This is a genomic window from Pseudomonas sp. NA-150 (genome assembly GCF_044336365.1).
Taxonomy (GTDB): Bacteria; Pseudomonadota; Gammaproteobacteria; order Pseudomonadales; family Pseudomonadaceae; genus Aquipseudomonas.
The window spans coordinates 4,467,957-4,493,656 of the sequence record NZ_CP172305.1; the positions used below are offsets into that span (position 1 = coordinate 4,467,957).

Consider the following 25,700-nt stretch of genomic DNA (forward strand, 5'->3'; position numbering starts at 1 on the left):
ACGCCAAAGATAGCGCTGTCTTGTAACGTGAACCCGGGCCTGGGTTCACCTTGATGTTGCCTAAGCAGTAGTTCAAAAAGCTCCATGGTTGCAAAAAAATAAATAAAACTGGAGAGATACCCCATGTTTGGTATGACCCAAAACACGTACCTGCTGGTCGATGCACTTGTGACGATCATCGGCCTGGTGCTGTTGATCACCCGCTTCAAGATCCACCCTTTCGTTGCGTTGACCCTCGCTTCCGGCTTCCTCGGCCTGACGTCCGGCATGCCGGTGGACAAGGTCATGAAGTCGTTCCAGGACGGCTTTGGTGGCGTGCTCGGATTCGTCGGCATTTTGCTGGCGCTGGGCACCATGCTCGGTAAATTGATGGCCGATTCAGGCGGCGCCGACCAGATCGCGCGCACCCTGGTTCGCGTGTTCGGCAAAGACCGCGTGCACTGGGCGATGATGTTTTCCGCATTCCTGGTGGGCATCCCGCTGTTCTTCGAAATCGGCTTCGTGCTACTGATTCCGCTGGTGTTCATCGTTGCGCGCAGCACCGGTTTGTCGGTGGTCAAGATCGGCATTCCACTGCTGGCTGGCCTGTCGGCGGTCCACGGTCTGGTCCCGCCGCATCCGGGGCCGCTGCTGGCAATCGGGATTTTCAATGCTGACATCGGCAAGACCATTTTCTATGGCCTGATCGTCGCCCTGCCGACCGCCATGATTGCCGGCCCGATCTACGGCAAGTGGATCTCCAAGTACATTCCCGGCACTCCGTCGCAAGAACTGATGGATCAGATCGCCAAGGAATCCAGCACTGAAAACCTGCCGGGCTTCGGCATCACCCTGGTGACGATTCTGTTGCCGGTGTTCCTGATGCTGCTCAAGACCCTGGCCGATATCGTGGTCCCGGATGGCAACATCATTCGTGTGTGGATGGACTTCATCGGTCACCCGATCACCGCGCTGCTCGCCGCCCTGCTGCTGGCGTTCTACACCTTCGGCGCGGCCCGTGGTTTCGACCGTCAGAAAATCATGAAACTGCTTGATCAAAGCCTGGCGCCAGTTGCGGCGATCGTGATGATCGTGGGTGCGGGTGGTGGCTTCAAACAAATGCTGGTCGCCAGTGGCGTGGGTGACGTGATCGGCCACATGGCGGTGCAGGCACAGATCTCGCCGATCTTGCTGGCGTGGCTGGTAGCGGCTGTGGTGCGGATCGCCACCGGCTCCGCGACCGTGGCCACCATCACCGGTGCCGGGATCGTCGCGCCGGTTGTCGGCCTGATTCCGGGCGTCAACCGTGAGCTGCTGGTGCTGGCCACAGGCGCTGGCTCGCTGATCCTGTCCCACGTCAACGATGCGGGCTTCTGGCTGGTCAAGCAGTACTTCAACATGACCGTCGCCGAAACCTTCAAGACCTGGACCGCGATGGAAACCATCCTCTCGGTGGTCGGCCTGATCTTTATCATGCTGTTGTCGATGGTGGTTTAAAGCTGTTGCTAATGTCCATCTCCGCCACGGTGGGGATGGGCAAAAGCTTCGCAGGCAAGCCTGCGAATGAAGCGGCGCGGTGCCGGAAATCATTACCTCGAGCCATCAAGCGCCGACCGGTGCTCCTACCTTGGTATGCGCGCCCACATACCAATGTCTTAATGCAAAGCGATAGCCCTTGCGGTTCAATGAATGACCGAACCCAGTTGCCAGACACGGTAATTTTTCTTTCCCGAATGGCCAATCCACTCAAGCGCTTCTAAAGTAATCAACAGGTCCGCGAGCAGCAAAAAATGCGTCGCCGGCCTGCCAGATAGTCGTCTTGATGACAGATAAGGGCTCCGGGGGAATTAATTTTGCACTTATGACGTCTTATTGATGGACGCATTTGGATGTACTCGGCAACAATTACGCCACAAGACGCATGCCAGCCTCTTGTCGAGGCGCTTCAAGAGGCCATCAAGGAAAAGATTATGTTAATACTGACCCGCAAAGTAGGCGAAAGCATAAACATCGGTGACGAGATCACTGTGACGATTCTTGGCGTCCAGGGCCTTCAGGTCCGCTTGGGCATCAACGCTCCGAAAAATGTTTCTGTGCATCGCGAAGAAATTTACAAACGTATCCAGGCCGAGATTGCTCCCAATCAGGACCCACAATGAATTCGTGACTGTTTCCCCCTTTCTAAAGCGGTCTGCCTTTACAGATCAGCTATCCGGCGTCTCATGACGCCGTTTTTTTTGCCTCCGGTTTACTCACGCTCCGCCGAGGCAAACCGCACCAAACGCTCGCCAAGCTGTTCTTTGGCCCAGGCAATGAACGCCCGTGAGCGGCTCGACACCCGCCGCGATGGCAGATACACCAGTGAAACCGGCAGCGGCTCGGGCTGGTAATCGATCAACACCCGTTGCAGCTTGCCTTCGTCGATCAAGTCCTGAACCTGATACGACAGAAAAAAGCCGATGCCCACGCCAGCGAGGCACGCGGTGATCGCCGCATCGCCGTTATTGGTGGTCATGCGCACATTACTCATCTTCACCGGCAGCGGTTTACCCTTGTCCTGCAGCATCAACTGCATGCCAAGCACCAGGCCGCCCAAGCGAATGAAGGGCGCACTGCCAAGGGCCTCCGGGGTGTTGATGGTTTTCAGTTGAGCCAGCAGTGCCGGGCTGGCGCACAAATAGCGCCGCACCTGGCCCACCCGCGACACCACCAGGTCCTGAGCCGTGACATGGCCGATGCGCACCGCAATATCGATGCCCTCCTCCAGCAAGTCAGCAACCCGGTCGATCAGATTCAGGGTCACCGACACGTTCGGGTAGCGCACCAGGAAACCGCTGAGCACCGGCGCTACGTGCAGGCTGCCGAACAAGATCGGCGCGGTGATCGTCAGATTGCCACTGGGCTCGCTTTCCTTGTCACGAAACACATCTTCGATATCGCCGATTTCCCGGGTCACCGTGCGACAGACTTCGGCGTACAACCGCCCCTCTTCGGTGATCCTCACCTGCCGCGTGGTGCGTTCGAACAACCGCACGCCCAGATGCTGCTCGGTCGATGCCAGGACCCTGACCACAGTCGGCAATGAAACCCCGAGCAACTCCGCAGCAGCGGTCAGACTGCCCTGCTCGACGATGGCCAACACCACTCGCATTGCCTGCACCGTATCCATCGTCACGCCCCCTGATTACTCCATATTTCGGAGTAAAGATCTTCCCTTTTCGGCATTTATTCAAGCCACCAACCTCACTAGAGTGATCACCACTACTTCCTTAAACCCTGCAGCCTAAGGTAATCGTCATGAAACTCTACTCGTACCCGTTGTCCGGCCACTCTCATCGGGTTCGCCTGTTCCTCTCGTTGCTGGGTATCGAGTATTCGCTGATTCATGTCGATCTGTCGGTGAAAGCGCAGAAAGAGCCCGAGTTTTTGAAAGTGAACCTGTTCGGCCAATTGCCGGCGCTGGACGACGAGGGCGAGGTGATCAGCGACTCACTGGCGATTCTGGTGTACTTGGCCAAGAAGTACGGCAAAACGGATTGGCTGCCTGAGGCACCGGCAGCGGCGGCTCGAGTACAGCGCTGGCTGTCAGTGGCCGCGGGTGAAATCGCGCGCGGTCCGGCATCGGCGCGCTTGATTACCGTATTCGGCGCCAAGCTCGATGCCGCCGACGTGATCGCCCGTGCCCACACCATCCTGAAACTCGTAGAGCAAACGCTGCAAGGCCAGCACTGGCTGGTGGCGGGTGCTCATCCGACCCTGGCCGACGTAGCGCTCTACAGCTACATCTCCAGCGCTCCGGAAGGTAACGTGGACCTGTCCGGCTACCCGCAAGTACTGGCGTGGCTGGCCCGCATCGAGGCACTGCCAGGCTTCGTGGCGTTCCAGAGAACCCCTGTCGGCCTGTTCGCCAACGCCTGAGTTTTCAATCGCTGCCTGCCAAGGAGAACGCCATGAATACCCACCTGAATGCTACTGCGGACTCCCCTTGGCATGCCGGCGAACTGGCGATTCAACAGAGCGTCGGCGTGGTCGAACAGATGCACGGGGTGGGTCTGCGCAATGTGCGCGATCATTTGATCGAGCAGCATCAGCAGTTCTACCCCTTGTTGCCGTTCGTGGCGCTGGCCACAGTGGACCAGGCGGGCGACGTGTGGGCCACGCTGCGCACCGGCGAACCCGGTTTTGCCAGCGCTATCGACGCCGGGCATTTGCAGCTGCAGGTCACGCCCGACAGTGCCGATCCGGCTGAAGATGGCCTGCAACACGGCGAGGCCATCGGCTTGCTGGGTATCGACCTGATGACCCGCCGGCGCAATCGGCTCAACGGCACCATCGTGCGCGACCAGGCGTCCGCCTTGCAGATTGCGGTCAGTGAGAGCTTTGGCAATTGCCCGCGCTACATTGAGCTGCAACAGTTCAGCTTCAGCCGCCCGGCGCAATCACTGACCTCACACCCGGTGCAATGGCTGGATCAACTCGACGACGCCGCGCGGGCGCTGATCGCAGGTGCGTCGACGTTCTTCGTCGGATCTTACGTGGCCCTGGACGACGGCAGCCGCAAGGTCGATGCCTCGCACCGGGGCGGCAAACCGGGCTTTGTACGGCTGAACGACGACGGGTCAATGACGATCCCGGACTTCTCCGGCAACCTGTTTTTCAACACGCTGGGTAATTTGCTGGCCAACCCCAAGGCCGGCCTGGTGTTCATCGACTTCGTTTCAGGCGAACTGCTGCAAATGACCGGCGACGCCGAGGTGATCCTCGATTCGCCGGACATCGCCTCGTTCCAGGGTGCGGAGCGGCTGTGGCAATTCAAGCCCAGGCGGATCTTGCGCCGAGTCGATGCCCTGACCCTGCGCTGGGCACCGCAAGCCGAAGGCGCGTCGCCCAACTCGTTGATGACCGGCAGTTGGGAGGAAGTCGCGCAGCGTCAGCAAGCGGCGGCGCTGGCCAACACCTGGCGCCCTCTGCGGGTCCGCCGCATCCATGACGAAAGCCGCTCGATTCGCTCCTTCGAACTGGAGCCGGCAGACGGTCTCGGCCTGATCGCCCATGCTGCCGGGCAGCACCTGCCGATCCGGGTCAGCCTGCCCGGACACAGCACGCCACTGATCCGCAGCTATACCCTGTCCACTGCGCCGTCAGACAGCTTTTACCGAATCAGCGTCAAGCGCCAGGGGCCGGTGTCGATGCACCTGCACGAGAATCTTCAGGTCGGCGACCTGATCGACACCCGCGCGCCGGCTGGCGCTTTCACTCTCAACGCCGCGGAGAAACGCCCCGCCGTGCTATTGGCCGCCGGGGTCGGGATCACGCCGATGATTGCCATGCTGCGGCACATCGTTTTCGAAGGCACGCGAACCCGGCACAAGCGCAAGACCTGGTTGATCCATGGCGCCCGCTCACTGGCGGAGCGGGCTTTCGACCACGAACTGTCGACGCTGATCAAGCAGTCCCTCGGCACGGTCAAATACATCAGGAGCCTGACCGACACCGAGGGCGCCGTGCTTGGCGAAGATTACGAGGCGCAAGGCCGCGTCAGCATCGACCTGCTGCGCAGCACGCTGCCGTTCGATGATTATGATTTCTACCTGTGTGGTCCGTCCGCCTTCATGCAAGGGCTGTATGACGAGCTGCGCGGGCTGAACGTTGCCGACCGGCGCATCCACGCGGAAGGCTTCGGTCCCGCGTCGCTGCAACGCCAGCCCGATCAAGGAGCGGTGATCAAAGCGCTGCCCGCGATTGCCAGTGCCTCGGTGCCGGTGATGTTTCTCGAGTCAGGTAAAGAAGAGCGATGGGAGCCCGGTGCCGGGTCGTTGCTGGAACTCGCCGAGGAGCGCGGGCTGGCCCCGGAATATGGTTGTCGCACCGGCAGTTGCGGCACCTGTCGTACCCGCATTCTCAAAGGCGCGGTGACGTATACACAAGCACCGGACTTCGTCGTCGATGACAATGAAGCATTGATTTGCTGCGCGATGCCCGCCGCCAGCGAGGATGGCCAGCAGGTCTTGCATCTGGCGCTTTGAACGGTTCGATGCCCAGCGAGAACGCCCCGCCACAAGCGCGCTCGCCGGGTCAGAGATTGCTGCGGTCAGGTGGGGGAAGCGAGGTGCTTGACGATTTTGTCCTTCACCGACAGGCGCTTTTCCTTGAGCACCTTGAGCTGATCGTCAGTGACGTTGCCGGAAGATCCGGATTCTGCATGAACTACATCCGCGTCGATCGAATTGTACGAATCGAGCAACTGACTGAGCCTGCCATCAGTGCCTCTACGCTGGGTGATTTCTTCCTTGGATATTTTCAGATCCTGAAGCAAATCGTGTTTGACCGGCATGTCGTCACCTCTCTTTAACCTGCGGTTAGTCGTAAGGTTCTGAGACTGGATCCTGGAAAAGGTTCGGTCGATCCGCTCGACCGTGGAACCAGTTCACACACTACATACTCCGGCAGTTTGCGGCGCCTGTGAAGGGGATGGCACAAACAATCTCAGGGCAGCGGAGCGAGCAATACCTTGATGATCAGCCCGGCAGTATCACGCAAGCGCTCGACCTCCGGGTAGATGCGCTCGATCACCACGATGCCACGGGTAAAGGTCACGATCAGGCGTGCCGCTTCCGCGGGCGTCAGGGTCAAGCGCGAATGGGCGTCGTCGGCTTGCAGACGCTGGATCAGCAACTGCTCCATGTTATCGAGCATGCCTTGCAGCGCCCCGCGTATCACTTGCAGATCGGCGTTTTCGTCGACGGCGGCCTTGGTGGTCAGGCAACCCCGAGTCGGCGCACCCCAGGTCATGGAGCCGATAGTAAAATCGAAGAAATTGCGCAGCGCAGTATCGACTGACGGCTGGTCGAGAGAAGCGCGAATGTCCGCCAACATCTTCGATTTATAACGATCGAAGACCCGCAGGAACAGCGCTTCCTTGTTCTGGTAGGCGTTGTACAACGAGCCGCGCTGAACACCGGTGGCCTGCGCCAGATCCAGCATCGACGTTGCCCCCAGGCCCTTGCGCCAAAACACCTCCAACGCCCGATCCAGGGTTTTTTCTTCGTCGAATTGCCTTACACCCGCCATAAACAAACCCTCTACCGAGTATCAACGGTTTAGAGTGGACTCCATTTTTGTCAGGCATGTCAATTATAAATAGAGGGTGCTCCCGTTCGGCAGCGCCTACAGGATGCAATTGCTTACCCACGCAAGCGCCGCGCCTCATAGGCCTTGAGCTGGGTATAGGCAAAGTCCAACACCGACAGATCATTCGGAGCCAGCCCGGCCGCATCGCGCCGCTTCACCAGATCACCCAGTACCTGCTCGACTTCAATCGCCGCGCCACGCTCGACGTCACGCAGCATCGAAGCGGTCATCTTCGAGCCTGGCGTGGTCAGCATCTTCACGAAGCGCTCATACACCTGTGGCCGTACCGGGTGATTGGCCTTGGCCGCGACTGCCGCACACTCTGCCAGCAACTTCACCACCAGCCCTTCCCCACCGGCGACCAACACGTCACCAATACTGGCCCGCATGGAACCGGTGATGCCCGCTCCGGTGGCAATGAAGCACCACTTTTCCCACATATCCTGAAGAATGTCGGCACTGAGGCTGGCCTCGAAACCGGCACCGGACAAGGCCTCGGCCACCCGCTGAATACGGGCGCTGGACTGGCCATCGAGCTCGCCGAACGACAACAGATTGGTGTCGTTCAGGTGCACGATGGCCCCGGAGGCATCACGGTCCAGCGAGATCAGGCATTGTCCGCCCAACACGTTGGCACGGCTGAAGCGTGCTTCCAGGCGATCCAGGTGCGCCATGCCGTTGAGCAACGGCAAAATCAAGGTGTCAGGCCCAACTGCTGCGGCGAAGGACTCCATGGCCGCATCCAGATCGTAGGCTTTGCAACTGAGCAGGATCAGGTCATAGCGGCCGCCCAGCGCCTGGCTGGCGACGTGCGGCGGTGCCGGGTAATCGATATTGCCCAGCGCGCTGCGCACGATCAGGCCGTCACGGTTGAGCTCCTGCGCTCGGCCAGCCCGGACCAGAAATGTCACGTCGCGCCCGGCCTGCAACATCCGGCCCCCGAAGTAACCGCCGATGGCACCGGCTCCCACAATCAGAATGCGCATTGTTGTTGTCCTTTGCTGAATCGTTGAGTGCTGCACTAACCGCTTGGGTAGAGGATGAATACTCTACCCAATCAATAGATTAACAGCATCATTTAAAAGAAGCCGCTGACGTCTTCCAGGCAAATCCAGGGCAAAAAAAACCCGAGCAGCACGCGGCCACTCGGGATAAGGGATTATCGACGTTCAGACTTTCGCGGCATGAAACCCCGGCCAGAAAAACGGTTGTTCGTTGTCGACCCGCTCACTGTGCTGTCGGCTGGGGACGGCACGCTCGGCAAGCGGGGACTTTACCCGGGCGGACACCGACTCGATGGCGCCACCACTGGCATCGTTGTGAAACTGCCAGACGCCATAGATGCGCCCGTCGAACGAAGGCTCGCTGCCCAAACGTGGGTCGATACCCAGGCCCGAGCCGAGACCAAACAGGTGCAACCCGTGCAGGCGCTGACCGGTCGAATCCAGGGGGCAGCCGGAAGGATCCGAATCCAGCCCGCCCTTGACTTCACGCAAGGTAACCGGTGAGCCGTCGACGTATTTCAGCGGTGGTAAACGCGGCTGATAACCCGTGCATTGCACCACCACGCTGGATTCAGCCAGCGCCTGCTTGGCCCGCTCAAACTGTTGCGCCGCTCCCTCGCCGCTTTGCAGCAAGTGAACCCGAACGCCGTACTTGCCGATCCGCCCGTGGTCGAGGATGTCTCGCCCGACTTCCAGCGCGCTGTAACGCAAGCCCCCCGAGCGGTTGACCCGCCCAGAAACCGGGCACACATCATTGACCGGGTCGAACACATAACCGCTGGCGGTTGCCAGTTCGGCGCTCTCGTAGAACAGGCGAATCTGCGAACGATGCACCAGGGTCATTTCTTCCAGTCCCGCGCTTTGCAAACCCTTGGCCAGGTTCTCCAGCATGGAGAAAGCACTGTGCGAGCCGCCCACCACGGTGACCTTGCCGCCGGCCGTCAGCGTCGGGGCAAAATGCTCGCGCAGTTGTTCGTCACTCATGCGCAGCAGGCTGTCGGCACTTTCGATGTGCGCCGTCAGTGACAGCGCCAACCCCTGATCCGCCAACGCATTGAGCAAGTGCCGAGGGTCCTGTTGGCCGCCAAGGTTGAGCACCAGCGAGCGGCAGCGAATCACTTGCGAGCGGCCTTGGTGTTCGACCCACACTTGATATTCATCGTCGACCCAGACCACTTCGGTAATCGTGGTACTGCTCCAGACCTGCACCGCAAAGTGCTCGACGATATGGTCCAATACCAGCTTCGAAGCCTCCGCCAACAACTCGCCTACTTCGGCCAATGGTGGCGCGACAAATGCCTGGTCGCGAATACGCCAATAGGCGGCGCTGTGCTGTAAAGGCTCGAACACCTCGTAGAGCGCCGGATTGCGCAGACAATCGAGAAACACGTCGCCCACGGAGTTCGCGGTGATCTGGTATTCGGCCAACCGCCCCGTGCCTGGACTGGCGCTGGCATCGACAATGATCAACCCATCGCGGGCCATTTCAGGCAAGGCGCCGTTCTTCAAGGCGTTGAATATAAACCCCATACCCGCTGGCCCAGCCCCCCCCACCACGCAACCGCAGGCGGTTTGCAGTTGATCTCCATACATGATGTCCACTCCGCAATTGGATAGAGGCTTGTTCTATATCTTTTGTGATAAAGCTGCTCCACGGAGGCCGCAGAGAGCCAGGGAAGCCGTTGGCCTCTAAGGAAGGGTGAACACGCAATCGCAGGCAGGAACGGACGGCGCCCAGCCATTCGCCAGGCAAACAGATAAGACACTCATGGATGACACGAGAACGGCGCGGGAAATGATTCACTGGCCTGATGGAACAGAATTGTAAGTTGCCGAACTCAGGCAAAACTACCGTACAGCCAGCGCATCAATAGTCTGAGCTTTGATCTATCGCGAAAAAAACAATTCACCGCGCCGAGGAACGCAGACAATGCTACCGCATGACCCAACAGGGCGGCTCTTTCTAATAACCGTTGCGGGCACTACGAAAAAACGAACCGCTGCCCTATATCAGCGGTTCGCGACCTGAGGACGGCATCAGCAAACTGTCTGCTGACCTCTCCCGCCGGACCTGGTGTAGGCCTCTGCCTCAGGGTTCAGCAAGTATCCCGGTTTAAGTGCTGGACTTATTGACCGACAGACTCAAATTGATAATTCCAAAATTACTACACAGTGTCAAATTTTCGTAAAACAATGAAATTTAATACAAAAATCTGTCAATCCATTGATTAATATCAAGATATTTTTTTGACGCCGAAGCGCCATCACTCAACCATCAAAAGTTTATTTTAAATAATGGCCTTCAGTAGACGTCTGCCTGCGTTATTCGCGATTAAACCCTTTGCGGCAGAGCAAAAACGCTTTAACGAAACTGATGAACAGACCTCAAGGGGCTCATCAGTTTCAGCCAGGCCATTGAACGATCTGTAGTTCAACTCAGATCAGCGTGTGCCAGTAATCCATCAGGCGTTGCGCGTTGAATAAACGTCGCGGCTGCGAGAATGTCTTCACCCAGCGGACGGTCGTCTGCGTAGCGCGTGATCAACTCACGCACGGCAAGGTGCAGTGCGGCGGTCCGTGGCGCGGGCGTCAGGCTGCGGTCCAGCAGGTCATAACTCTGGCTCGCGGCCAATAATTCGATGGCGAAAATGTTCTCCAGGTTATCCAGAATCACCTGCGCCTTAAGTGCACCTGGGGTCGCATGGCAAAGAATGTCCTCCTGCAAACCTGAGGTGATGCCGCCGTCGAGACTGGCCGGCGCGGCCAGGCGCCGATTGTGTGCCACCAAGGAAACTGCGGCGTATTGCGCGATCATGAAGCCTGATTCCACCCCGCTCGCCCCGGCCAGAAACGCCGGCAAGCCATTCACCAGCGGATTGACCATGCGATCAATGCGCCGCTCGGAGATCGCCCCCAGTTCCGCCATGGCAATCCCCAACTGATCCATCGCCAGACCAATCCCCGCGCCGACCGCATGGGCCTGGGAATAGATCTCCGGGGCCTCGGGACTGCCGCACACCACCGGGTTATCGGTGACACTCGCCAACTCGCGATCCACCACTTGCACCACCTGATCCCAGGTATCACGCACGGCCCCGTGCACATGGGGAATGCTGCGCAGGCTCAAGGCATCCTGGGTCTGACGCCCATTGGCTGCCGCGAGAATGCCGGAACCGGCCAGCAACTCGGTCAGCCGTTGGGCAACCTTCATCAACCCCGGAGATGCACGCAAGGCCATGGCTGACCCATTCACCGCGCGAATCTGACAACGCTGGGTTTCAAAACTCATTGCCGAGATGGCATCGGCCCAGTCCATCAACCGTTGGCCGCGATCCAGCAACAGGCAAGCAAGCCCCGTGACGCAAGGTGAACCGTTGACCAGGCACAAACCTTCTTTGGCTTCCAACACCAGGGGCTCCAGCCCCAATCGCTGCAACGCCACGGCGGCCGGCAAGCGTTCGCCATCCAGGCGACAGTAGCCGTGACCAATCACCACCAGCCCGATGTGCGCCATGTGGCTGAGGTAGCCCACCGACCCTTGGCGCGGCACTTCTGGCGTGCAGCGCGCGTTAAGCAATTCGACCAGACGCTCCACCACCCGCAGGCGCAATCCGGAGTAACCGTGGGCAAAGTTATTCACCGCGCAGACCATGATGGCGCGGGTTTCGGTGACCGACAGCGGGCGCCCCAGCCCCACCGCGTGGCTCATCAAAATATTGTGTGACAGGGCACTTTGCAGCGCTGGCGGAACCACCGTGTCAGACAGCGCACCGACCCCGGTATTGACCCCATAGGCACGGATGTTCTTCTGCACCACCGCACGCACGATGGCATTGGCCGCTTCGACCCGTGCCCTGGCGCCGCTCGACAGATCGAAATACACCTCCTGCACCGCCACTTCCACCACTTGCGACCACACCAGTGGCTGATCCAGGGTTATGCGCTTCATCCAGTTTCTCCGGGGTAACACTCAAATAAGCAAGCTCAAAGGCACACGATGACGACGTTGGTTATCCATGCGTGACAGCGTCTGATCCTGACCGTTGAAAATACGTTAAGCTGCCTGTACTCAAGAGTAAACGCGGTAAATTCTCATGCGATCCATGCTTCCAGATCATGTATTGGAGAGTCCTGGCTTTCAGCAGCGCTTGCCGCCTTTACGGGCGCTGGAAGTGTTTGCCGCCGCGGCCCGCCACGGCACCTTCAGTCGCGCAGCCAAGGAGTTATTCATCACCCAGAGCGCGGTCAGCCGCCAGATCCAACAGCTGGAAGAGCATTTGGGTGTGGTGTTGTTTGTCCGGCATAAAACCGGGCTGCGTCTGACGCCGGAAGCCGAAGCCTTATTGCCCGTCGTCGATAATGCGTTCTCGCGCCTGACCACCATGTGCAACAGCCTGCGCAGCGCCAGCCAGGTCTTGACCCTACGCATGCCCCCGACCTTGGCGACACGCTGGTTTCTGCCGCTATTACCCAGCCTGCGTCTGGTGATGCCGGACGTCGACGTTCGGGTCACCACCTATGACGCCTGGGAGCCGCGCTTTGAAGACAGCGACATCGATGCCGCGATCATTCATGGTCGGGGCGACTGGAAGGAGGTGGAATCCATTGCGCTCATGGCCGAACGATTGACACCCGTGTGCTCGCCGGAACTGGCCAAACGCCTGAGCCAACCCTCGGACCTGAAAAACCTGCCCTTGCTGCACTGCATCCCGGTACACGGCTGGGGTCGTTGGCTGGAAGCAGCGGGCGTCAGTAACGTCGCGGCCCATCGAGGACAAACCTTCGACACATTGGACCTGGCGCTCTCGGCGGCAACCCGTGGTCAAGGCGTCGCCTTGGGCGACTTGAACCTGGTTCGCGAAAGCCTGAACGATGGTGTGTTGGTGGCGCCGTTCGAGCAAGAACTGCATCAGGGCATCGGCTATTACCTGATCTACCCGCCAGCACGGGCGCAATTGCCAAAGATACGAACGCTACGGGAATGGTTGCTGGCCGCCGTCGAGTGACTCCATATCGATAAAGCGAGCACCCATAAAAAAGCCGCGGCCTGCGCTGTGACAGGATGCCCACCACGATACTCGTGTCGGACCTGCGTCAGCTGCAGTTGCCGTGGCGCTCAGGAATGAAATATTACCGCTCAACTGGCCTTGGCGTGGCCATACAGCGGAACATTATTGGCCAGGTCGTAACGCAACTCAGTGACCAAATCACATATATCCCTGCTGGTATTGAGTCTATCCAATGAAATACCGGTCACCAACAAATCGACCCGACCGGTGTGCGGGTCGGCTATTTGCACTGTCATTGAATTATCCGCTGCAACAACACAGGTGCAGCGCGAAGGCAGAAACGCACTTTCAATAATGCCGCGAAGTTCCAATGTTGAAAGCCTGTACGCAATCATATGCAGTCTCCTGGAGGCAAGTCGCGTGAGGACGCTTGCACTATCCTTATTAACAAAGGTCGGCTCCGTAGCCCGTCCAGCAAATAACCCTGCTTGTTGAACGAACTTCAACTTTATAGACCATGCACCACAAAGTGACAACGGCAGTCTGAACGCGGTCTTTATCAATCGAACAGGCTTAGTTAATGTATAAAAACGATCGAAGAAACGTTTAACCGCGTCAAAACGCGTATTGCAAGCACGAGAACCCTTCAATCCGACGGTATTTTCCAACGGTCAGCTGAAAAATCTTGAGACATTCTTACTGACCGCCCGTCGGCTCGCGGCTCAGGAGGGGTCGGCGATCTCTTTTGGCAACCGGAAATGAATCAGCGCCACCCGGGCACCGTGTTTGTCCTGGCGCTCTTCGACGGCGTATGGCTGAAAGCCGAGTTTCGGGTAGAACAGCAGGCCGGCGACGTTATGGTTGAAACAGCTGGCTGTCAGCTCGCTGGCCTCGTGCTTGTCGAAGGCGATGTCGATCATAAAGGCAATCAAGTAACGCCCAACACCGCGTGCTCGCGCGTCCGGCGCGATGATGACGTTCCCCAGCGAGCAGCGACTGCGAAACTCCCAACGGGAAAAATTGGCGAACCCCACCACTTCGCCATTCATCTCGATCACCGTGGAGTCCGAGCGACTGGCAATGGCGTCATGCAACTGCGCGGGCGTCAGCGGCCAGGTCGCCCTGGGAAACATGTAAAACAGTTCCTCCGCGCTCTGGGGAAAGCTGCAAACGACCGAGATGTCTTTTTCTTCCAGGGGACGGTGCAGGAACATAAATGAATAACCTCTAAGAAACAGGAACTGAGTGCCTGATGACACTATAGCGATGAACGGTGGTAGCAGCGTTAACCCTTCGCACTCAGTCGGACGTATCGCGTATGAATGAATTCAACAAGCGGCCTTCAAAAAACGTGCCTAGCCATTAAACAATGGCTAAACCCCATGCATAAAACCCGTATAAATCCTCCCCACCGTTGCAAAATGCACGATCCATTGATCGACTTTAAATTATAACCAATTGATAAATAACGATATTATCAAGACTTTCGGGTGGCACGAGCTCTGCACAGGTTGAAACACAACCTGCCGTCATTCAATTCAGTGCGGAGTAAAACAACAATGACTTCATCCAACCGTAACTACCCGGCTGCCTTACTAGAGACAGCCAATATTGCCGGAGTCTCCTGGGGCGCGATCTTTGCCGGTGCTGCCGGCGCTGCCGCGCTGTCGTTAATCCTGGTGCTGCTGGGCTTCGGCCTTGGTTTTTCAGCGGTATCCCCTTGGTCAGACAGTGGTGTCAGCGCCAAAGGGCTGGGCATTTCCACGATCGTCTGGCTCGCTTTTACCCAAATCGTCGCCTCCGGGCTGGGCGGCTACCTGGCCGGCCGGCTACGCGTGAAATGGTCGACCCTGCATGGCGACGAGGTGTATTTTCGCGACACCGCCCATGGCTTCCTCGCCTGGGCAGTAGCGACACTGGTCACCGCAACGCTGGTGGTCGGTTCGGTGAGCAGCATCGTCGGTGGTGGTTTGCAGGCCGGCGCCAGCATGACCTCGGGCGCCGCCAGCGCGGTGACCCAGGCCGCCAGCAATGAAGACAACGCCTACTTCGTCGACAGCCTGTTCCGCGACGATCACCCGGCGGCGCTCACTGATGAAGCCGCACGCAGCGCCGTGTTCAGGATCTTTGCCCGCAGCTTGAGCAAGGATGGCCAATTGAGTGCAGAGGACCGTACCTATTTGGCGCAGCTGATAGCGGCACGCACCAATATCAGCCAGGCCGACGCCGAAGCCCGAATCGATCAGGTCTACGCTCAAGCCCGCAAAACTGCAGAAGACGCGAAGGTCGCGGCAAAAAATGCCGCCGACAAAGCCGCTAAAGCCGCCGCTTGGACCACCCTGTGGATGTTTGTCGCCCTGCTCTGTGGTGCGTTCTTCGCCAGCTTTGCCGCCACCTTTGGTGGTCGCCGCCGGGACGCCGCAGTGTACTTGCACGACGCAACCCTGGAACGCGAGCCCTATACCACCGCCAGCAACTTGCCACCGGCTCGTTAACGAATTGGCTTAATCTTCCTCAGGAGAATCACCATGCGCTCATTACTGTTATTTTTTCTCGGTGTACCGATTCCAGTGATTATTTTGATTGCGTTGTTTATGCATTGATTAGTTCAGTGTCGTAGACGAAAGGTCACTGTCGCTGATAGCGGTGGTGGCCTTTTTTATTGATTTCAATTGATCCAGATGAGTGGCCAGATACGTCACCACTTTATGCTGAACTTCGGGCATCAAACGACTGGCGCTTATTAACGCCAACTCGCTGGGAGGCACCGGAAAAAATCCTTCTTCGTCCTGCAGTAATCGGTGACTGGGTAATACAGCCGATGCGGGAATAAGGCTGATTCCCAAGTTGGCCGACACCGCTGCTTGAATTCCCGACAGGCTTTGGCTGGAAAACGCAATGCGCCACGGGCGCCCTGCGGACTCGAGGGCATGAATGATCCGGTTGCGATAAATGCAGCCCTGCCCAAACACCGCCAATGGCACCAGGTCGTCAATGGTCTTCATCTCACGACCTGCCACCCAACACAGCGCTTCCGGCCAACGGGCCAATATCGGATGTGCCCCTTGCTCCTGACCGACATCGCGCTTGACCAACGCCAGATCGATGTCCTTGGCCTCCAACCGCGCATGCAGGTCAACGCTTAATCCGTTGACCGTGTCCAGACGCACCTCGGCATGCTGCCGGGCAAATCCTGACAGCAGGGTCATCAACTGCTGCACGTCGAAATCTTCAGGCACACCCAGCTTGACCAGCCCCGCCTCCGCCCCGGCACACACCACGCTATGGGCTTCCGCCGCCAGTTGCACCAGACGCCGCGCATAGCCGATCAACCGCTCGCCGTCCTCGGTCAGATAGATTTGCTTACCCGCTCGCTGCCGTAGCAACAAGGGCCGGCCCAGTTGCTCTTCCAGTTTGCGAATTTGCTGGCTGACCGTCGACTGCGTGCGATTGACCCGCTCGCCACCTTTGGTGAAACCGCCGGCATCGACCACACAAACGAAGGTTCTCAACAGCTCAAGATCGAACATGGCAACATTCACTAATCGAATTATTTTTCCATATTAATTTAATTTTACGATTATCCATAGCCCTCCTACAGTAAGGCTTCACCTTGCAGGAGTTCTCGTCATGTTCACCCCCACTCGCCCACAGTGGCTGACTTTTGATTGCTACGGCACCTTGATCCAGTGGGACGAAGGTTTACTGGCCCACGTCCGCGCCCTGCTGGCTCGCAAAGGCAGCGCAGACCTGGACCCCGATCACTTCATCCATGTCTACGACGTGCACGAACACCGCCTCGAACAAACCCCGCCGCACCGGTCCTTCGCCGACGTTTCCCGGCAGTCGATGCAATTGACCCTGGAACAACTGGGGCTGGGGTTTGAAGCACGCGATGCCGACGACTTGACCCGACACATCAGCCTGATGCCGCCGTTCCCGGAAGTCGTGGCGACGCTGACCTGGTTCAAGCGGCAAGGCTTCAAGCTGTGCATCGTCTCCAACACCGACGACGCGATCATCGCCGGCAACGTGGCGCAATTGGGCGGCCTGATCGACCGAGTGATCACCGCCGAACAGGCCCAGGCGTACAAGCCCGATCACCGGCTGTTCGAGCATGCGCATCGCCAGTTGGGCGTAACCAAAGACCAGGTCCTGCACATCTGCGCCAGCCCGCATCTGGACCTTACAGTGGCGCGTGACATGGGCTTTCGCTGCGTATGGATCGACCGTGGCGCGCGCAAGGCCTTGCCGGACTACACCCCGGACGCCGTCTTGCCCGACCTGGCAAAAGTACCGGCATTCATCCGAGCCCAGGGTTGGGCCAATGAGGAGGACAATGGCCATGGCGCATGACCTGAGCTTAGCCACTCGCTGCACCACCCACTACGCAGGGCTCGACTCGCCCGAGATCAACGAAGCCCGCCTCGACCTCGCGGCCAGCCTGCGCATGGCGGCCCGGCTGGGCTTGAGCGAAGGCATCTGCAATCACTTCTCGGCGCTGGTGCCGGGCCAGCCAGGGTTGTTTCTGGTCAATCCATACGGTCTGGCGTTCGAGGAAATCACCCCGTCCAGCCTGCTGATATGTGATTTCGACGGGCACGTCATCGCCGGCGAGGGTGTGCCGGAAGCGACGGCGTTCTACATCCATGCACGCTTGCACCTGCACAAACCTACGGCGGTGGCGGCGTTTCACACGCACATGCCAAACGCCACGGCACTGGCGATGATCGAGGGCGAACCATTGGCCTGGGCCGGGCAGACGGCGCTGAAGTTTTACGGCCGGGTGGCGGTGGATGAACAGTTCAACGGCCTGGCGCTGGATAACTCTGAAGGCGACCGGATCGCCGCGGCGATGGGCGATGCCGATATCGTGTTTTTGAAAAACCATGGGGTGATGGTGACCGCGCCCAGCATTGCCGAGGCCTGGGATGACCTCTATTACCTGGAGCGCGCAGCCGAGGTGCAGCTCAAGGCGATGAGCAGTGGCCGGCCGCTGAAGGTGGTGCCGAAAGCGATTGCGGAAAAGACCGCCCGGCAGATGCGGGATGGGAATGCGCAGAGTGCGCGGATGCATTTGGCGAGTGTGAGGCGGGTGTTGGGGTTTTAACTTGGAAACCGAGTACATATCCGTTTGTGCGTGTAACTGGAATTACGGTTCCGCTTTTACAGCGGGTCCCTTTTTCAAACGCCAAAAAGGAACCAAAACGCTTGCCCCATCATACGGCCCCTCGCTTAGGCTCGGGGTACCTTCACTCCGGCGCTGTTCCGGGGGCACGCCACGACCCGCCATCCCTGGCGGGGGTCGTGGCTCGCTCGGCATCCATGCCTCGCGTCCCCCGGAACATCGCCTGCGTTCAGCCTCCTGACAACGGGGCCTCTCCCGACCTCGGGATTCAATGCACTCAGGTTTACTTGTGAACACGGTCGTTGTAGGAGCTGCCGAAGGCTGCGAATGGCATTCAATCGCGGCGACCGGTGCCCGGTCGATCGCAGCCTTCGGCAGCTCCTACAGGGATGAGCGTTTGCTTTTGATCTTGGCGATATCCCTGACGAAACCCACTATCGCCCCGTTCCCAGCAGGCCGAACGCAGGTCCTGTTCCGGGGGATGCTCGACATGGATGTCGAGCAAGCCGCGACCCCCGCCAGGGATGGCGGGTCGCGGCGTGCCCCCCGGAACAGGACCGGAGTGAGGGCAGTCCGAGCCTAAGCGAGGACCCGGATGGCGGGGCACAGCGTTTTGGTTACTTTTTGGCGTCTGAAAAAGTGACCCGCTGTAAAAGCGGAACCGTACTAACAGCAAAACGCAAACAACGGATATGTACACCTACCGACGACCCACCAAAAAAATGCCCCCAACAAAGGAGGCAAAAATACAGCTCTCAGTAAGCCCTATGGCATCCCCAACCAGGTCGGCAGCGCCATCGAAATAAACGGCACGTACGTCACCAAAATCAAAAACGCCAACAAAATCGACAACCACGGCAACGCCGCCCGTATCGTCTGTGCCAACGTCAACCCGGTCACCGCCGACGTCACAAACAGATTCAACCCCACCGGCGGGTGTACCAGACCAATCTCCATATTCACCACCATCACAATCCCCAGGTGAATCGGATCAATCCCCAGCTTCATCGCAATCGGGAAAAAGATCGGTGCCAGGATCAACACAATCGCCGATGGCTCCATAAAACTGCCCGCCACCAGCAACACGATATTGACCATGATCAAGAAGCCAATCGGCGTCAGCCCTTCCGACACCACCCACTGGGTGATCTGCTGCGGAATTTGCTCAGTGGTCAGCACATGGGCGAACAACATCGCGTTGGCAATGATGAACATCAACATGATCGACAACCGCGCCGAGTCAATCAGCACCTTCGGGCAATCGCGAAAGCGCATGTCCTTGTAGATAAACAACGCCACGAACGCCGAGTACACCGCCGCCACCGCCGCCGCTTCGGTCGGGGTGAACATACCGCTGTAGATCCCGCCGAGGATGATCACCAACAACAGCAGGCCCCAGAACGCGCGGCGTGCGGTATGCAACCACTGACGGAAAGTGACCCGAGGCTGGGCCGGCAATTTCTTGATCCGCGCGACAATGTAGATCGCCACCATCAACCCCAGGCCCAGCAGGATCCCAGGCACGATGCCGGCGATAAATAACTTGCCCACCGAGGTTTCAGTCGCCGCCGCGTACACCACCATCACGATCGAAGGCGGCACCAGAATACCCAGCGTTCCGGCGTTACAAATAATCCCCGCGCCAAACTCCTTCGGATACCCCGAACGCACCATCCCCGCTACCGCGATGGAACCCACGGCCGCCACCGTGGCCGGCGAGGACCCAGACAACGCCGCGAACAACATGCACGCCAACACCGCCGCAATCGCCAGCCCGCCACGAATGTGACCGACGCAGGCGTTGGCGAAGTCGATCAGGCGCTGGGCCACGCCGCCGGTGGTCATGAACGCGCCGGACAACAGGAAGAACGGAATCGCCAGAAAGGTGTAGCTGTCCGAGGTTTCGAACAACTTGATCGCCAGCGAACTCAACGAATCCTGGCTGAATATCAAGATCGCAACCGCGCCCGACAAGCCCAACGAAATCGCGATCGGCACGCCCAAAAACATGAACACGAACAGCAACAGGAACAAACAAAGAACCGTCATCAGTGTTGCTCCTCATTCGACGCCGCCAGCTTGCTGGCTTCCGCCGCCTCGTCGGCCAGCCCCAGGCCCAGTTGGCGATGGGTGAAGATGCGCCAGAAAATTTCCAGATAACGAATGAACACCAGACTGAAACCGATAGGCACGATCACCGCGATGAAGCCCACTTGAATGCCGAATTGATCGAGGTCTTCGGCACCGATTTTCGCCACGAACAGCGCCGCCACCCACTTGTAACTGGCGATCACGAACAGCCCGGCATACGCCAGGCAACAGGTGCACGCCAGCATCCCCAGCAGGCGCTGAATCGGGCGCCGCGTGAGCTTGACCAGCGAGTCCACGCCCAGGTGGCCAGCCGTGCGCACGCCGAAGGAAATACCGAAGAAGATCATCCAGCCGAACAGCGCCTTGGTCAGCGCCACGCTCCAGGTCATGCCCTGGGCAACGCCCATCAGGTGGTCGCCGATGTTTGAAAACAGGGCGCTGGTCAGCGTCCACTTGTCACTCAGGGTGTAGAACAGGGTGTAGATGTTGTTGAACAGCACGTAGGCGAAGGTCACCAACGTCATGGCGGCCAGCAGGAGGGCAATCAAAGCCTCCTCCAGGTGCTCCCAGAGTCGCGTCAGCGCGTGCATAAAGGGTCTCCGAACAGCGTAGAAAAAACGGTCGCTCAGAACAGAGCGACCGCGTGCCGCGAGTTAAATCTTCTTGTTCGAATCGTCGGCGGCCTTGATCAGGTCAGGCCCGATTTCGGCGGAGAACTTGTCCCAGACCGGGCGCATGGCTTCGCGCCAGGCGGCACGTTGCTCGGGGGTCAGTTCGATGATTTCGCTGGTCTTGGCGTCGGCGATTTTTTGCTTGGCCTCCTGGTTCAACGCCTCGGCCTGCTTGTTCACCTCGACGGTGACCTCGGCCATGATTTTTTCCAGCTCGGTGCGGATGTCCGGTGGCAGGCCGTTCCAGAATTTGACGTTGGTGATCACCATGTAGTCGATCAGGCCATGGTCAGATTCGGTGAAGTACTTCTGCACTTCGTTGACCTTCTGGCTCTGGTAGTTCGACCAGGTGTTCTCGGTACCGTTGACGGTGCCGGTCTGCAGCCCCTGATAGACCTCGGCGAAGCTCAGCTTGCGCGGGTTGGCGTGGATCGCGGTGAACTGTGCTTCGAGCACACTGGAGGCCTGCACGCGGAACTTCAGGCCGCGCGCGTCTTTCGGCACGTGCATCGGTTGGTTGGCGGAGAGCTGCTTCAAACCGTTGTGCCAATACGCCAGACCGTGGATGCCCTTGTCGTCCATCGAGGTCAGCAGCGCTTTGCCCTGAGGACCTTGCTGGAAACGGTCGACCGCGGCCAGGTCGTTGAACAGGAACGGCAGGTCGAAGATCTGCACTTGCTTGGTGTACTGCTCGAACTTGGCCAGCGACGGCGCCAGCAATTGCACGTCACCCAGCAGCAGCGCTTCCATTTCCTTGCCATCGCCGAACAGCGACGAGTTGGCGTACACCTCGACTTTTACCCGGCCCGGCAGACGTTCTTCGGCGAGCTTTTTGAACAGCAGCGCACCTTGGCCTTTCGGCGTGTTCTCAGCCACCACGTGGGCAAATTTGATAACGATGGGGTCAGCGGCCTGCGCAAGGCTGGCCATGGTCAATGCGGCGGCGCAGAGCAGCGCCTGGGTCAGCTTCAACATCGATTTCACCTTTTATTGTTGTGATTATTCTTCTGAGCAGAGCTGTTGGATGCTGTTGAAACGGCACCCACGATGCACACATCCACGCGTTTAGAGAATCTGCATTTTCATAAGCCAGCATTCGGCTCAGCCGAATGCTAAACCGAGTAATCGTTGCGCCCGCATTAACACCGGCGCGTCGATCATCTGTCCGTTCAGCTGGAACGCCCCGGCCCCGTTGGCACCTGCGCTGGCGTGCACCACGCGTTGCGCCCAGGCCAGATCGTCAGCGCTGGGCGCCAACGCTTCATGGATCACCGCGACCTGCTTGGGGTGGATGCACAAGGCGCCAGCGAAACCCATTTCGTAGGCGTGACGAATCGAGCGGCGCAAGCCTTCGGGATCGTTTATCGCCGGATGCACACCATCGAGCGGTGGTTGCAGGTTGGCCGCTCGCGAATGCAGCAACAGCGACATGCGCGCCTGATCGAGTACGAACTGTGCGGCGGTTGAACCGCTGCTCAAGTTCAGGTCCAGGGCCATGTCCAGGCCACCAAACGACAGGCGCTCGACACCCGGCGCCTTGGCAATTTCCGCCACCGCCAACAAGCCGGCAGCGCTTTCGATAATTGGCCAGATCGGCTTGCCGGTGGCCGCCACTGCCGCGACCTGTGTCGCGTTTTCGACTTTGGGCAGCAGCACCCCGGCAACCCCGGCGTGGGTTTGACAGAACGCCAGATCGGCGAGGTGTTCGGTATGCTCTGGGGCATTGACCCGTACCCAGACTGAGGCGTCGGGCGTACGGTGCAAAAAGGCCGAGAGGTTATCCCGAGCCTGGCGCTTGAGCGGCTCTTCCACTGCGTCTTCGAAGTCGACGATCACGGCATCGGCGCCAGCGGCCAGCGCCTTGGCGAAGCGTTCGGGTCGGCTGCCGGGCACGAACAGGGCGGAGCGGACGATGGATCGGGGCATGGCTGTTTTCTCTTTCATGTTCAGTTGAAGATTCCTTGTGCCTGCGAAGGCGGCCTGGACACCTACACCACACCCGCAGCCTGCAACCTCGCCTGGTCTTCCACCGAATACCCCAACTCCCCAAGAATCCCACCCGTGTGCTCACCCAATCCCGGTACCGGGTCCATACGTGGGGTGAACGCAGCATTACGCCCCGGTGGCAGCAACGACGGCAGCTTGCCGGCCGGGCTGTCGACTTCACGCCAGCGGTCACGGGCCTTGAGTTGCGGGTGGTCCCATACGCCCTGCATGTCATTGACCCGCGCGTTGGCGATCTGCGCTGCTTCCAGGCGCTCGACCACTTCTTCAACCGTCAATCGGGCAAAGCCGTCGACGATGATCTGCCGCAACACCTCGCGATTTTCCGATCGTTTGAAGTTCGCCGAGAAGCGCTCGTCGGTGGCCAGCGCAGCGTCCAGCAGCACCTTCTCGCAGAACAGCGCCCATTCACGTTCATTCTGCAAACCGAGCATTACCGTGCCGCCGCCCTGGGTCGGGAACGGGCCGTAAGGGTAGATGGTGGCGTGGGCCGCGCCAGCACGCGCCGGCGGTTGTGCGCCTTCGAAGGCGTAGTACATCGGGTACCCCATCCACTCCACCAGGCTTTCCAGCATGCTCACGTCGATGCGGCTGCCGACACCGGTTTTGTCCCGCAGCAACAGCGCCGAGAGGATGCCGGTGTAGGCGTACATGCCGGCGGAGATGTCGGCGATGGAACACCCGGCCTTGGCCATCTGCTCTTCACCTGGCCCGCCGGTCACCGACAGGAACCCGCCCTCGCTCTGGATCAGCAGGTCGTAGGCTTTCTTCTTTTCGTACGGGCCGCCTTCGCCATAGCCGGAAATGTCGCAGACGATCAGCCGAGGGAAACGCTCCTGCAGCGCCTCGAACGACAAGCCCATGCGCGCCGCCGCGCCCGGTGCCAGGTTCTGCACCAGCACGTCGGCCTTGCCCAACAGGCTGTGCAGGATGTCGTCGGCCTCGTCGTGCTTGAGGTCCAGGGTCAGGCTTTCCTTGGAGCGATTGGTCCAGACGAAGTGCGACGCCAGGCCGTGTACACGCTCGTCATAGGCACGGGCAAAATCACCGCTGCCAGGGCGTTCGATCTTCACCACACGGGCGCCAAGATCCGCCAGTTGCCGGGTGCAGAACGGCGCGGCAATCGCGTGTTCGAGGCTGATGACGGTGATGCCGTCCAACGGACGAGGATTAGAGTGTTGAGTCATACCTGTGTACCTCAAATTCGAACTGTCCCTGTAGGAGCTGCCGAAGGCTGCGATAAGGTTCGAAGAACCTTCGCGTTGCTGAATTTACGACGGGTTCCCCGTCGATCGCAGCCTTCGGCAGCTCCTACAGGACGTGTGTATTCAGACCAACTGGTTCAACGACCCAGCAGCACGCAACTGCCAAACCTTGTCGATCAACGCCCTGCCCTGCTCTGGGGTACGTGCCCCGGAAAACGCCAGCAGCCGTTGGAACTTGTCTTCCAACTCTGGCCGCGACAGGGTGTTGCCCGGATCGCCCTTGGGTTCATCGATGCCGGCACTCAAGGTACGGCCGTCGATGGTGGTGACCTCGACCCGCCCCAGCCAGCGCGCCGGGTAGGCGCCGTCGACTTCCGGGTCCAACTGCATGCTGACTTTCTCGCGGAACGCCGCCACCGCCGGGTCGGTCAGCGCCAGTTTGTCGAACTCGATCAATTGCGCGCTGCCATGCACCGCGATCAAGCCCAACACCGCGCCCATGGAGAACTTCGCCTGGTGCACGGTTTGCGGGACCACCACCCGGCCCAGCACATCAATGGCGGCCTGGTGCACGCGGGTCGACACCTCGGCAATCTGCTCGTGGCTCAGCCCCTCGCGCTGCATCAACTGCAACAACGCATCGGCGGCCGGATGGGTATGGCGGCAAGATGCATGGAATTTGAATGAGGTTTCCGCCAGCGCCCAGCGCGTGCCCAACTGATCGGACAGCTTGCTCGGGTTCGAATCACTGGACATCCCCGCCGCCATGCCTTGATCGCCTTCGAGGATATTGCGCGCGCCGGTCAGACCATCGAGGGTCATGTAGGCGGCGAGCAAACCATCGGCGGCGGCTTTGGCGGTGTGCAGTTGTTTCGAGTCCGCGGCATCGCGCAGAAACTCCCACAACCCGGCCGCCTGGGTACCGGCGTTGCCGAACAGATTGATGAATTGCTCCTGATCAAAGCCCATCAATTTACCCACCGCCACCGCTGCCGCGAGGGTGCCCACCGTGGCCGTGGTGTGGAAGATTTTGTAGTGCGAACGGCCCATGAATTCGCCGATGCGAATCCCCGCTTCGTAACCCGCCACCGAGGCCAGCAGCAGTTCACGACCGGACTTTCCGAGGTCCTGCGCGGCGGCCAACACGGCTGGAAATACCACGGTCGCCGGGTGCAACACCGAGCTGTTGTGCAGGTCGTCCTGCTCAACCAAATGCGAGGACGCGGCGTTGACCAGCGCGGCAAAGTACGGCGAGGTGCCGCGACCATTGACCAGGATTTTCGCCGGCCCCTCGGTGGGCCCCATGCGCTGCGCGTAACGCTCGAACAACGGGATCGGGTGCGCGCCCTGACTGGCCAATGCCGAGCCGAGCCAGTCGAGGAACAGGTCTTCGGTGCGGTCGAGCACCGCGTCAGGAATCTGCTCGTAGTGCAGCTCGGCGAGAAAACCGGCCAGTGCTTGGGTATGGCTCATGATCG

At 59.4% G+C, this 25,700-nt stretch carries 23 protein-coding genes; 8 read left to right on the plus strand and 15 right to left on the minus strand.

Annotated features, from left to right (window positions below):
• Positions 1-123 precede the first annotated feature (123 nt).
• Both ACF0H7_RS21170 and csrA read left to right on the plus strand, forming a co-directional pair.
• Positions 124-1,476, plus strand: a complete 1,353-nt coding sequence (locus ACF0H7_RS21170; RefSeq protein WP_397448816.1) for a GntP family permease — start codon at positions 124-126, stop codon at positions 1,474-1,476.
• Between the two features lie 473 nt (positions 1,477-1,949).
• Positions 1,950-2,138, plus strand: coding sequence for a carbon storage regulator CsrA (gene csrA / locus ACF0H7_RS21175; protein WP_274131873.1), 189 nt, complete (start codon positions 1,950-1,952; stop codon positions 2,136-2,138).
• Positions 2,139-2,227: 89 nt separating this feature from the next.
• On the opposite strand, the gene ACF0H7_RS21180 is transcribed toward csrA, so the two are convergent.
• The gene (locus ACF0H7_RS21180) at positions 2,228-3,148 is read right to left on the minus strand and encodes a LysR substrate-binding domain-containing protein (RefSeq protein WP_397448817.1); all 921 of its coding nucleotides are present in this window, start codon (positions 3,146-3,148) and stop codon (positions 2,228-2,230) included.
• Positions 3,149-3,276: 128 nt separating this feature from the next.
• On the opposite strand from ACF0H7_RS21180, the gene ACF0H7_RS21185 reads away from it, so the two are divergent.
• Entirely contained in the window at positions 3,277-3,897 is a 621-nt protein-coding gene (locus ACF0H7_RS21185; protein WP_397448818.1) for a glutathione S-transferase family protein, read from the plus strand.
• A 32-nt stretch (positions 3,898-3,929) separates the two neighbouring features.
• On the plus strand, positions 3,930-6,005 hold the full coding sequence (locus ACF0H7_RS21190; protein WP_397448819.1) for a pyridoxamine 5'-phosphate oxidase family protein: 2,076 nt from the start codon (positions 3,930-3,932) through the stop codon (positions 6,003-6,005).
• Positions 6,006-6,070: 65 nt separating this feature from the next.
• Here the strand turns inward: ACF0H7_RS21190 and ACF0H7_RS21195 are convergent, their stop codons facing one another.
• From ACF0H7_RS21195 to hutH, 5 genes are all read right to left on the minus strand, one after another.
• Positions 6,071-6,313: a DUF465 domain-containing protein gene (locus ACF0H7_RS21195; protein ID WP_397448820.1), complete on the minus strand. Its 243-nt coding sequence runs from the start codon at positions 6,311-6,313 to the stop codon at positions 6,071-6,073.
• Between the two features lie 152 nt (positions 6,314-6,465).
• Positions 6,466-7,050, minus strand: coding sequence for a TetR/AcrR family transcriptional regulator (locus ACF0H7_RS21200; protein ID WP_397448821.1), 585 nt, complete (start codon positions 7,048-7,050; stop codon positions 6,466-6,468).
• Between the two features lie 113 nt (positions 7,051-7,163).
• A complete protein-coding gene (locus tag ACF0H7_RS21205) occupies positions 7,164-8,096 on the minus strand; it encodes a ketopantoate reductase family protein (RefSeq protein ID WP_397448822.1) in 933 nt (310 codons plus the stop codon).
• 183 nt (positions 8,097-8,279) lie between these two features.
• Entirely contained in the window at positions 8,280-9,707 is a 1,428-nt protein-coding gene (locus ACF0H7_RS21210; protein WP_397448823.1) for a pyridine nucleotide-disulfide oxidoreductase, read from the minus strand.
• An 838-nt stretch (positions 9,708-10,545) separates the two neighbouring features.
• Positions 10,546-12,063 (minus strand): histidine ammonia-lyase, encoded by a 1,518-nt coding sequence (gene hutH / locus ACF0H7_RS21215; RefSeq protein ID WP_397448824.1) that lies wholly within the window; start codon positions 12,061-12,063, stop codon positions 10,546-10,548.
• A 154-nt stretch (positions 12,064-12,217) separates the two neighbouring features.
• On the opposite strand from hutH, the gene ACF0H7_RS21220 reads away from it, so the two are divergent.
• The gene (locus ACF0H7_RS21220) at positions 12,218-13,120 is read left to right on the plus strand and encodes a LysR substrate-binding domain-containing protein (RefSeq protein ID WP_397448825.1); all 903 of its coding nucleotides are present in this window, start codon (positions 12,218-12,220) and stop codon (positions 13,118-13,120) included.
• Between the two features lie 131 nt (positions 13,121-13,251).
• Here ACF0H7_RS21220 and ACF0H7_RS21225 read toward each other — a convergent pair whose 3' ends face one another.
• A complete protein-coding gene (locus tag ACF0H7_RS21225) occupies positions 13,252-13,518 on the minus strand; it encodes a DUF1652 domain-containing protein (RefSeq protein ID WP_397448826.1) in 267 nt (88 codons plus the stop codon).
• Positions 13,519-13,845: 327 nt separating this feature from the next.
• Positions 13,846-14,337 carry a GNAT family N-acetyltransferase gene (locus ACF0H7_RS21230; RefSeq protein ID WP_397448827.1) on the minus strand — a complete coding sequence of 164 codons (492 nt, stop codon included), beginning with the start codon at positions 14,335-14,337 and terminating at the stop codon, positions 13,846-13,848.
• A 345-nt stretch (positions 14,338-14,682) separates the two neighbouring features.
• Between ACF0H7_RS21230 and ACF0H7_RS21235 the strand changes: the two genes are divergently transcribed.
• Positions 14,683-15,618 (plus strand): hypothetical protein, encoded by a 936-nt coding sequence (locus tag ACF0H7_RS21235; protein ID WP_397448828.1) that lies wholly within the window; start codon positions 14,683-14,685, stop codon positions 15,616-15,618.
• Between the two features lie 108 nt (positions 15,619-15,726).
• Here ACF0H7_RS21235 and ACF0H7_RS21240 read toward each other — a convergent pair whose 3' ends face one another.
• On the minus strand, positions 15,727-16,653 hold the full coding sequence (locus ACF0H7_RS21240; RefSeq protein WP_397448829.1) for a LysR substrate-binding domain-containing protein: 927 nt from the start codon (positions 16,651-16,653) through the stop codon (positions 15,727-15,729).
• Between the two features lie 100 nt (positions 16,654-16,753).
• Between ACF0H7_RS21240 and ACF0H7_RS21245 the strand changes: the two genes are divergently transcribed.
• Positions 16,754-17,479 carry a haloacid dehalogenase type II gene (locus ACF0H7_RS21245; RefSeq protein ID WP_397448830.1) on the plus strand — a complete coding sequence of 242 codons (726 nt, stop codon included), beginning with the start codon at positions 16,754-16,756 and terminating at the stop codon, positions 17,477-17,479.
• A complete protein-coding gene (locus ACF0H7_RS21250) occupies positions 17,469-18,233 on the plus strand; it encodes an aldolase (RefSeq protein WP_397448831.1) in 765 nt (254 codons plus the stop codon). Before ACF0H7_RS21245 ends, ACF0H7_RS21250 begins: the two co-directional genes overlap by 11 nt.
• A 783-nt stretch (positions 18,234-19,016) precedes the next feature.
• Here the strand turns inward: ACF0H7_RS21250 and dctM are convergent.
• The 6 genes from dctM to ACF0H7_RS21280 form a co-directional block, all read right to left on the minus strand.
• Entirely contained in the window at positions 19,017-20,300 is a 1,284-nt protein-coding gene (gene dctM / locus ACF0H7_RS21255) for a C4-dicarboxylate TRAP transporter large permease protein DctM (protein ID WP_397448832.1), read from the minus strand.
• Positions 20,300-20,932 carry a TRAP transporter small permease gene (locus ACF0H7_RS21260; protein WP_397448833.1) on the minus strand — a complete coding sequence of 211 codons (633 nt, stop codon included), beginning with the start codon at positions 20,930-20,932 and terminating at the stop codon, positions 20,300-20,302. Before ACF0H7_RS21260 ends, dctM begins: the two co-directional genes overlap by 1 nt.
• 63 nt (positions 20,933-20,995) lie before the next feature.
• Positions 20,996-21,988 (minus strand): TRAP transporter substrate-binding protein, encoded by a 993-nt coding sequence (locus tag ACF0H7_RS21265; RefSeq protein WP_397448834.1) that lies wholly within the window; start codon positions 21,986-21,988, stop codon positions 20,996-20,998.
• A gap of 126 nt (positions 21,989-22,114) precedes the next feature.
• Positions 22,115-22,939, minus strand: a complete 825-nt coding sequence (locus ACF0H7_RS21270) for an HpcH/HpaI aldolase/citrate lyase family protein (protein ID WP_397448835.1) — start codon at positions 22,937-22,939, stop codon at positions 22,115-22,117.
• A 62-nt stretch (positions 22,940-23,001) separates the two neighbouring features.
• The gene (locus tag ACF0H7_RS21275) at positions 23,002-24,204 is read right to left on the minus strand and encodes a CaiB/BaiF CoA transferase family protein (RefSeq protein ID WP_397448836.1); all 1,203 of its coding nucleotides are present in this window, start codon (positions 24,202-24,204) and stop codon (positions 23,002-23,004) included.
• A gap of 141 nt (positions 24,205-24,345) precedes the next feature.
• Positions 24,346-25,695 carry an MmgE/PrpD family protein gene (locus ACF0H7_RS21280; protein WP_397448837.1) on the minus strand — a complete coding sequence of 450 codons (1,350 nt, stop codon included), beginning with the start codon at positions 25,693-25,695 and terminating at the stop codon, positions 24,346-24,348.
• Positions 25,696-25,700: the final 5 nt, after the last annotated feature.

Bases quoted from the DNA above. Each gene is read 5' to 3' on its own strand.
- ACF0H7_RS21250 (WP_397448831.1), top strand. From the start codon at position 17,469: ATGGCGCATGACCTGAGCTTAGCCACTCGCTGCACCACCCACTACGCA.
- ACF0H7_RS21240 (WP_397448829.1), bottom strand. From the start codon at position 16,653: ATGTTCGATCTTGAGCTGTTGAGAACCTTCGTTTGTGTGGTCGATGCC.
- ACF0H7_RS21270 (WP_397448835.1), bottom strand. From the start codon at position 22,939: ATGCCCCGATCCATCGTCCGCTCCGCCCTGTTCGTGCCCGGCAGCCGA.
- ACF0H7_RS21280 (WP_397448837.1), bottom strand. From the start codon at position 25,695: ATGAGCCATACCCAAGCACTGGCCGGTTTTCTCGCCGAGCTGCACTAC.
- ACF0H7_RS21170 (WP_397448816.1), top strand. From the start codon at position 124: ATGTTTGGTATGACCCAAAACACGTACCTGCTGGTCGATGCACTTGTG.
- ACF0H7_RS21275 (WP_397448836.1), bottom strand. From the start codon at position 24,204: ATGACTCAACACTCTAATCCTCGTCCGTTGGACGGCATCACCGTCATC.
- hutH (WP_397448824.1), bottom strand. From the start codon at position 12,063: ATGAAGCGCATAACCCTGGATCAGCCACTGGTGTGGTCGCAAGTGGTG.
- ACF0H7_RS21210 (WP_397448823.1), bottom strand. From the start codon at position 9,707: ATGTATGGAGATCAACTGCAAACCGCCTGCGGTTGCGTGGTGGGGGGG.
- ACF0H7_RS21180 (WP_397448817.1), bottom strand. From the start codon at position 3,148: ATGGATACGGTGCAGGCAATGCGAGTGGTGTTGGCCATCGTCGAGCAG.
- ACF0H7_RS21195 (WP_397448820.1), bottom strand. From the start codon at position 6,313: ATGCCGGTCAAACACGATTTGCTTCAGGATCTGAAAATATCCAAGGAA.
- ACF0H7_RS21230 (WP_397448827.1), bottom strand. From the start codon at position 14,337: ATGTTCCTGCACCGTCCCCTGGAAGAAAAAGACATCTCGGTCGTTTGC.
- ACF0H7_RS21200 (WP_397448821.1), bottom strand. From the start codon at position 7,050: ATGGCGGGTGTAAGGCAATTCGACGAAGAAAAAACCCTGGATCGGGCG.
- ACF0H7_RS21265 (WP_397448834.1), bottom strand. From the start codon at position 21,988: ATGTTGAAGCTGACCCAGGCGCTGCTCTGCGCCGCCGCATTGACCATG.
- ACF0H7_RS21220 (WP_397448825.1), top strand. From the start codon at position 12,218: ATGCTTCCAGATCATGTATTGGAGAGTCCTGGCTTTCAGCAGCGCTTG.
- ACF0H7_RS21245 (WP_397448830.1), top strand. From the start codon at position 16,754: ATGTTCACCCCCACTCGCCCACAGTGGCTGACTTTTGATTGCTACGGC.
- ACF0H7_RS21235 (WP_397448828.1), top strand. From the start codon at position 14,683: ATGACTTCATCCAACCGTAACTACCCGGCTGCCTTACTAGAGACAGCC.
- ACF0H7_RS21190 (WP_397448819.1), top strand. From the start codon at position 3,930: ATGAATACCCACCTGAATGCTACTGCGGACTCCCCTTGGCATGCCGGC.
- ACF0H7_RS21260 (WP_397448833.1), bottom strand. From the start codon at position 20,932: ATGCACGCGCTGACGCGACTCTGGGAGCACCTGGAGGAGGCTTTGATT.
- ACF0H7_RS21205 (WP_397448822.1), bottom strand. From the start codon at position 8,096: ATGCGCATTCTGATTGTGGGAGCCGGTGCCATCGGCGGTTACTTCGGG.
- csrA (WP_274131873.1), top strand. From the start codon at position 1,950: ATGTTAATACTGACCCGCAAAGTAGGCGAAAGCATAAACATCGGTGAC.
- dctM (WP_397448832.1), bottom strand. From the start codon at position 20,300: ATGACGGTTCTTTGTTTGTTCCTGTTGCTGTTCGTGTTCATGTTTTTG.
- ACF0H7_RS21185 (WP_397448818.1), top strand. From the start codon at position 3,277: ATGAAACTCTACTCGTACCCGTTGTCCGGCCACTCTCATCGGGTTCGC.
- ACF0H7_RS21225 (WP_397448826.1), bottom strand. From the start codon at position 13,518: ATGATTGCGTACAGGCTTTCAACATTGGAACTTCGCGGCATTATTGAA.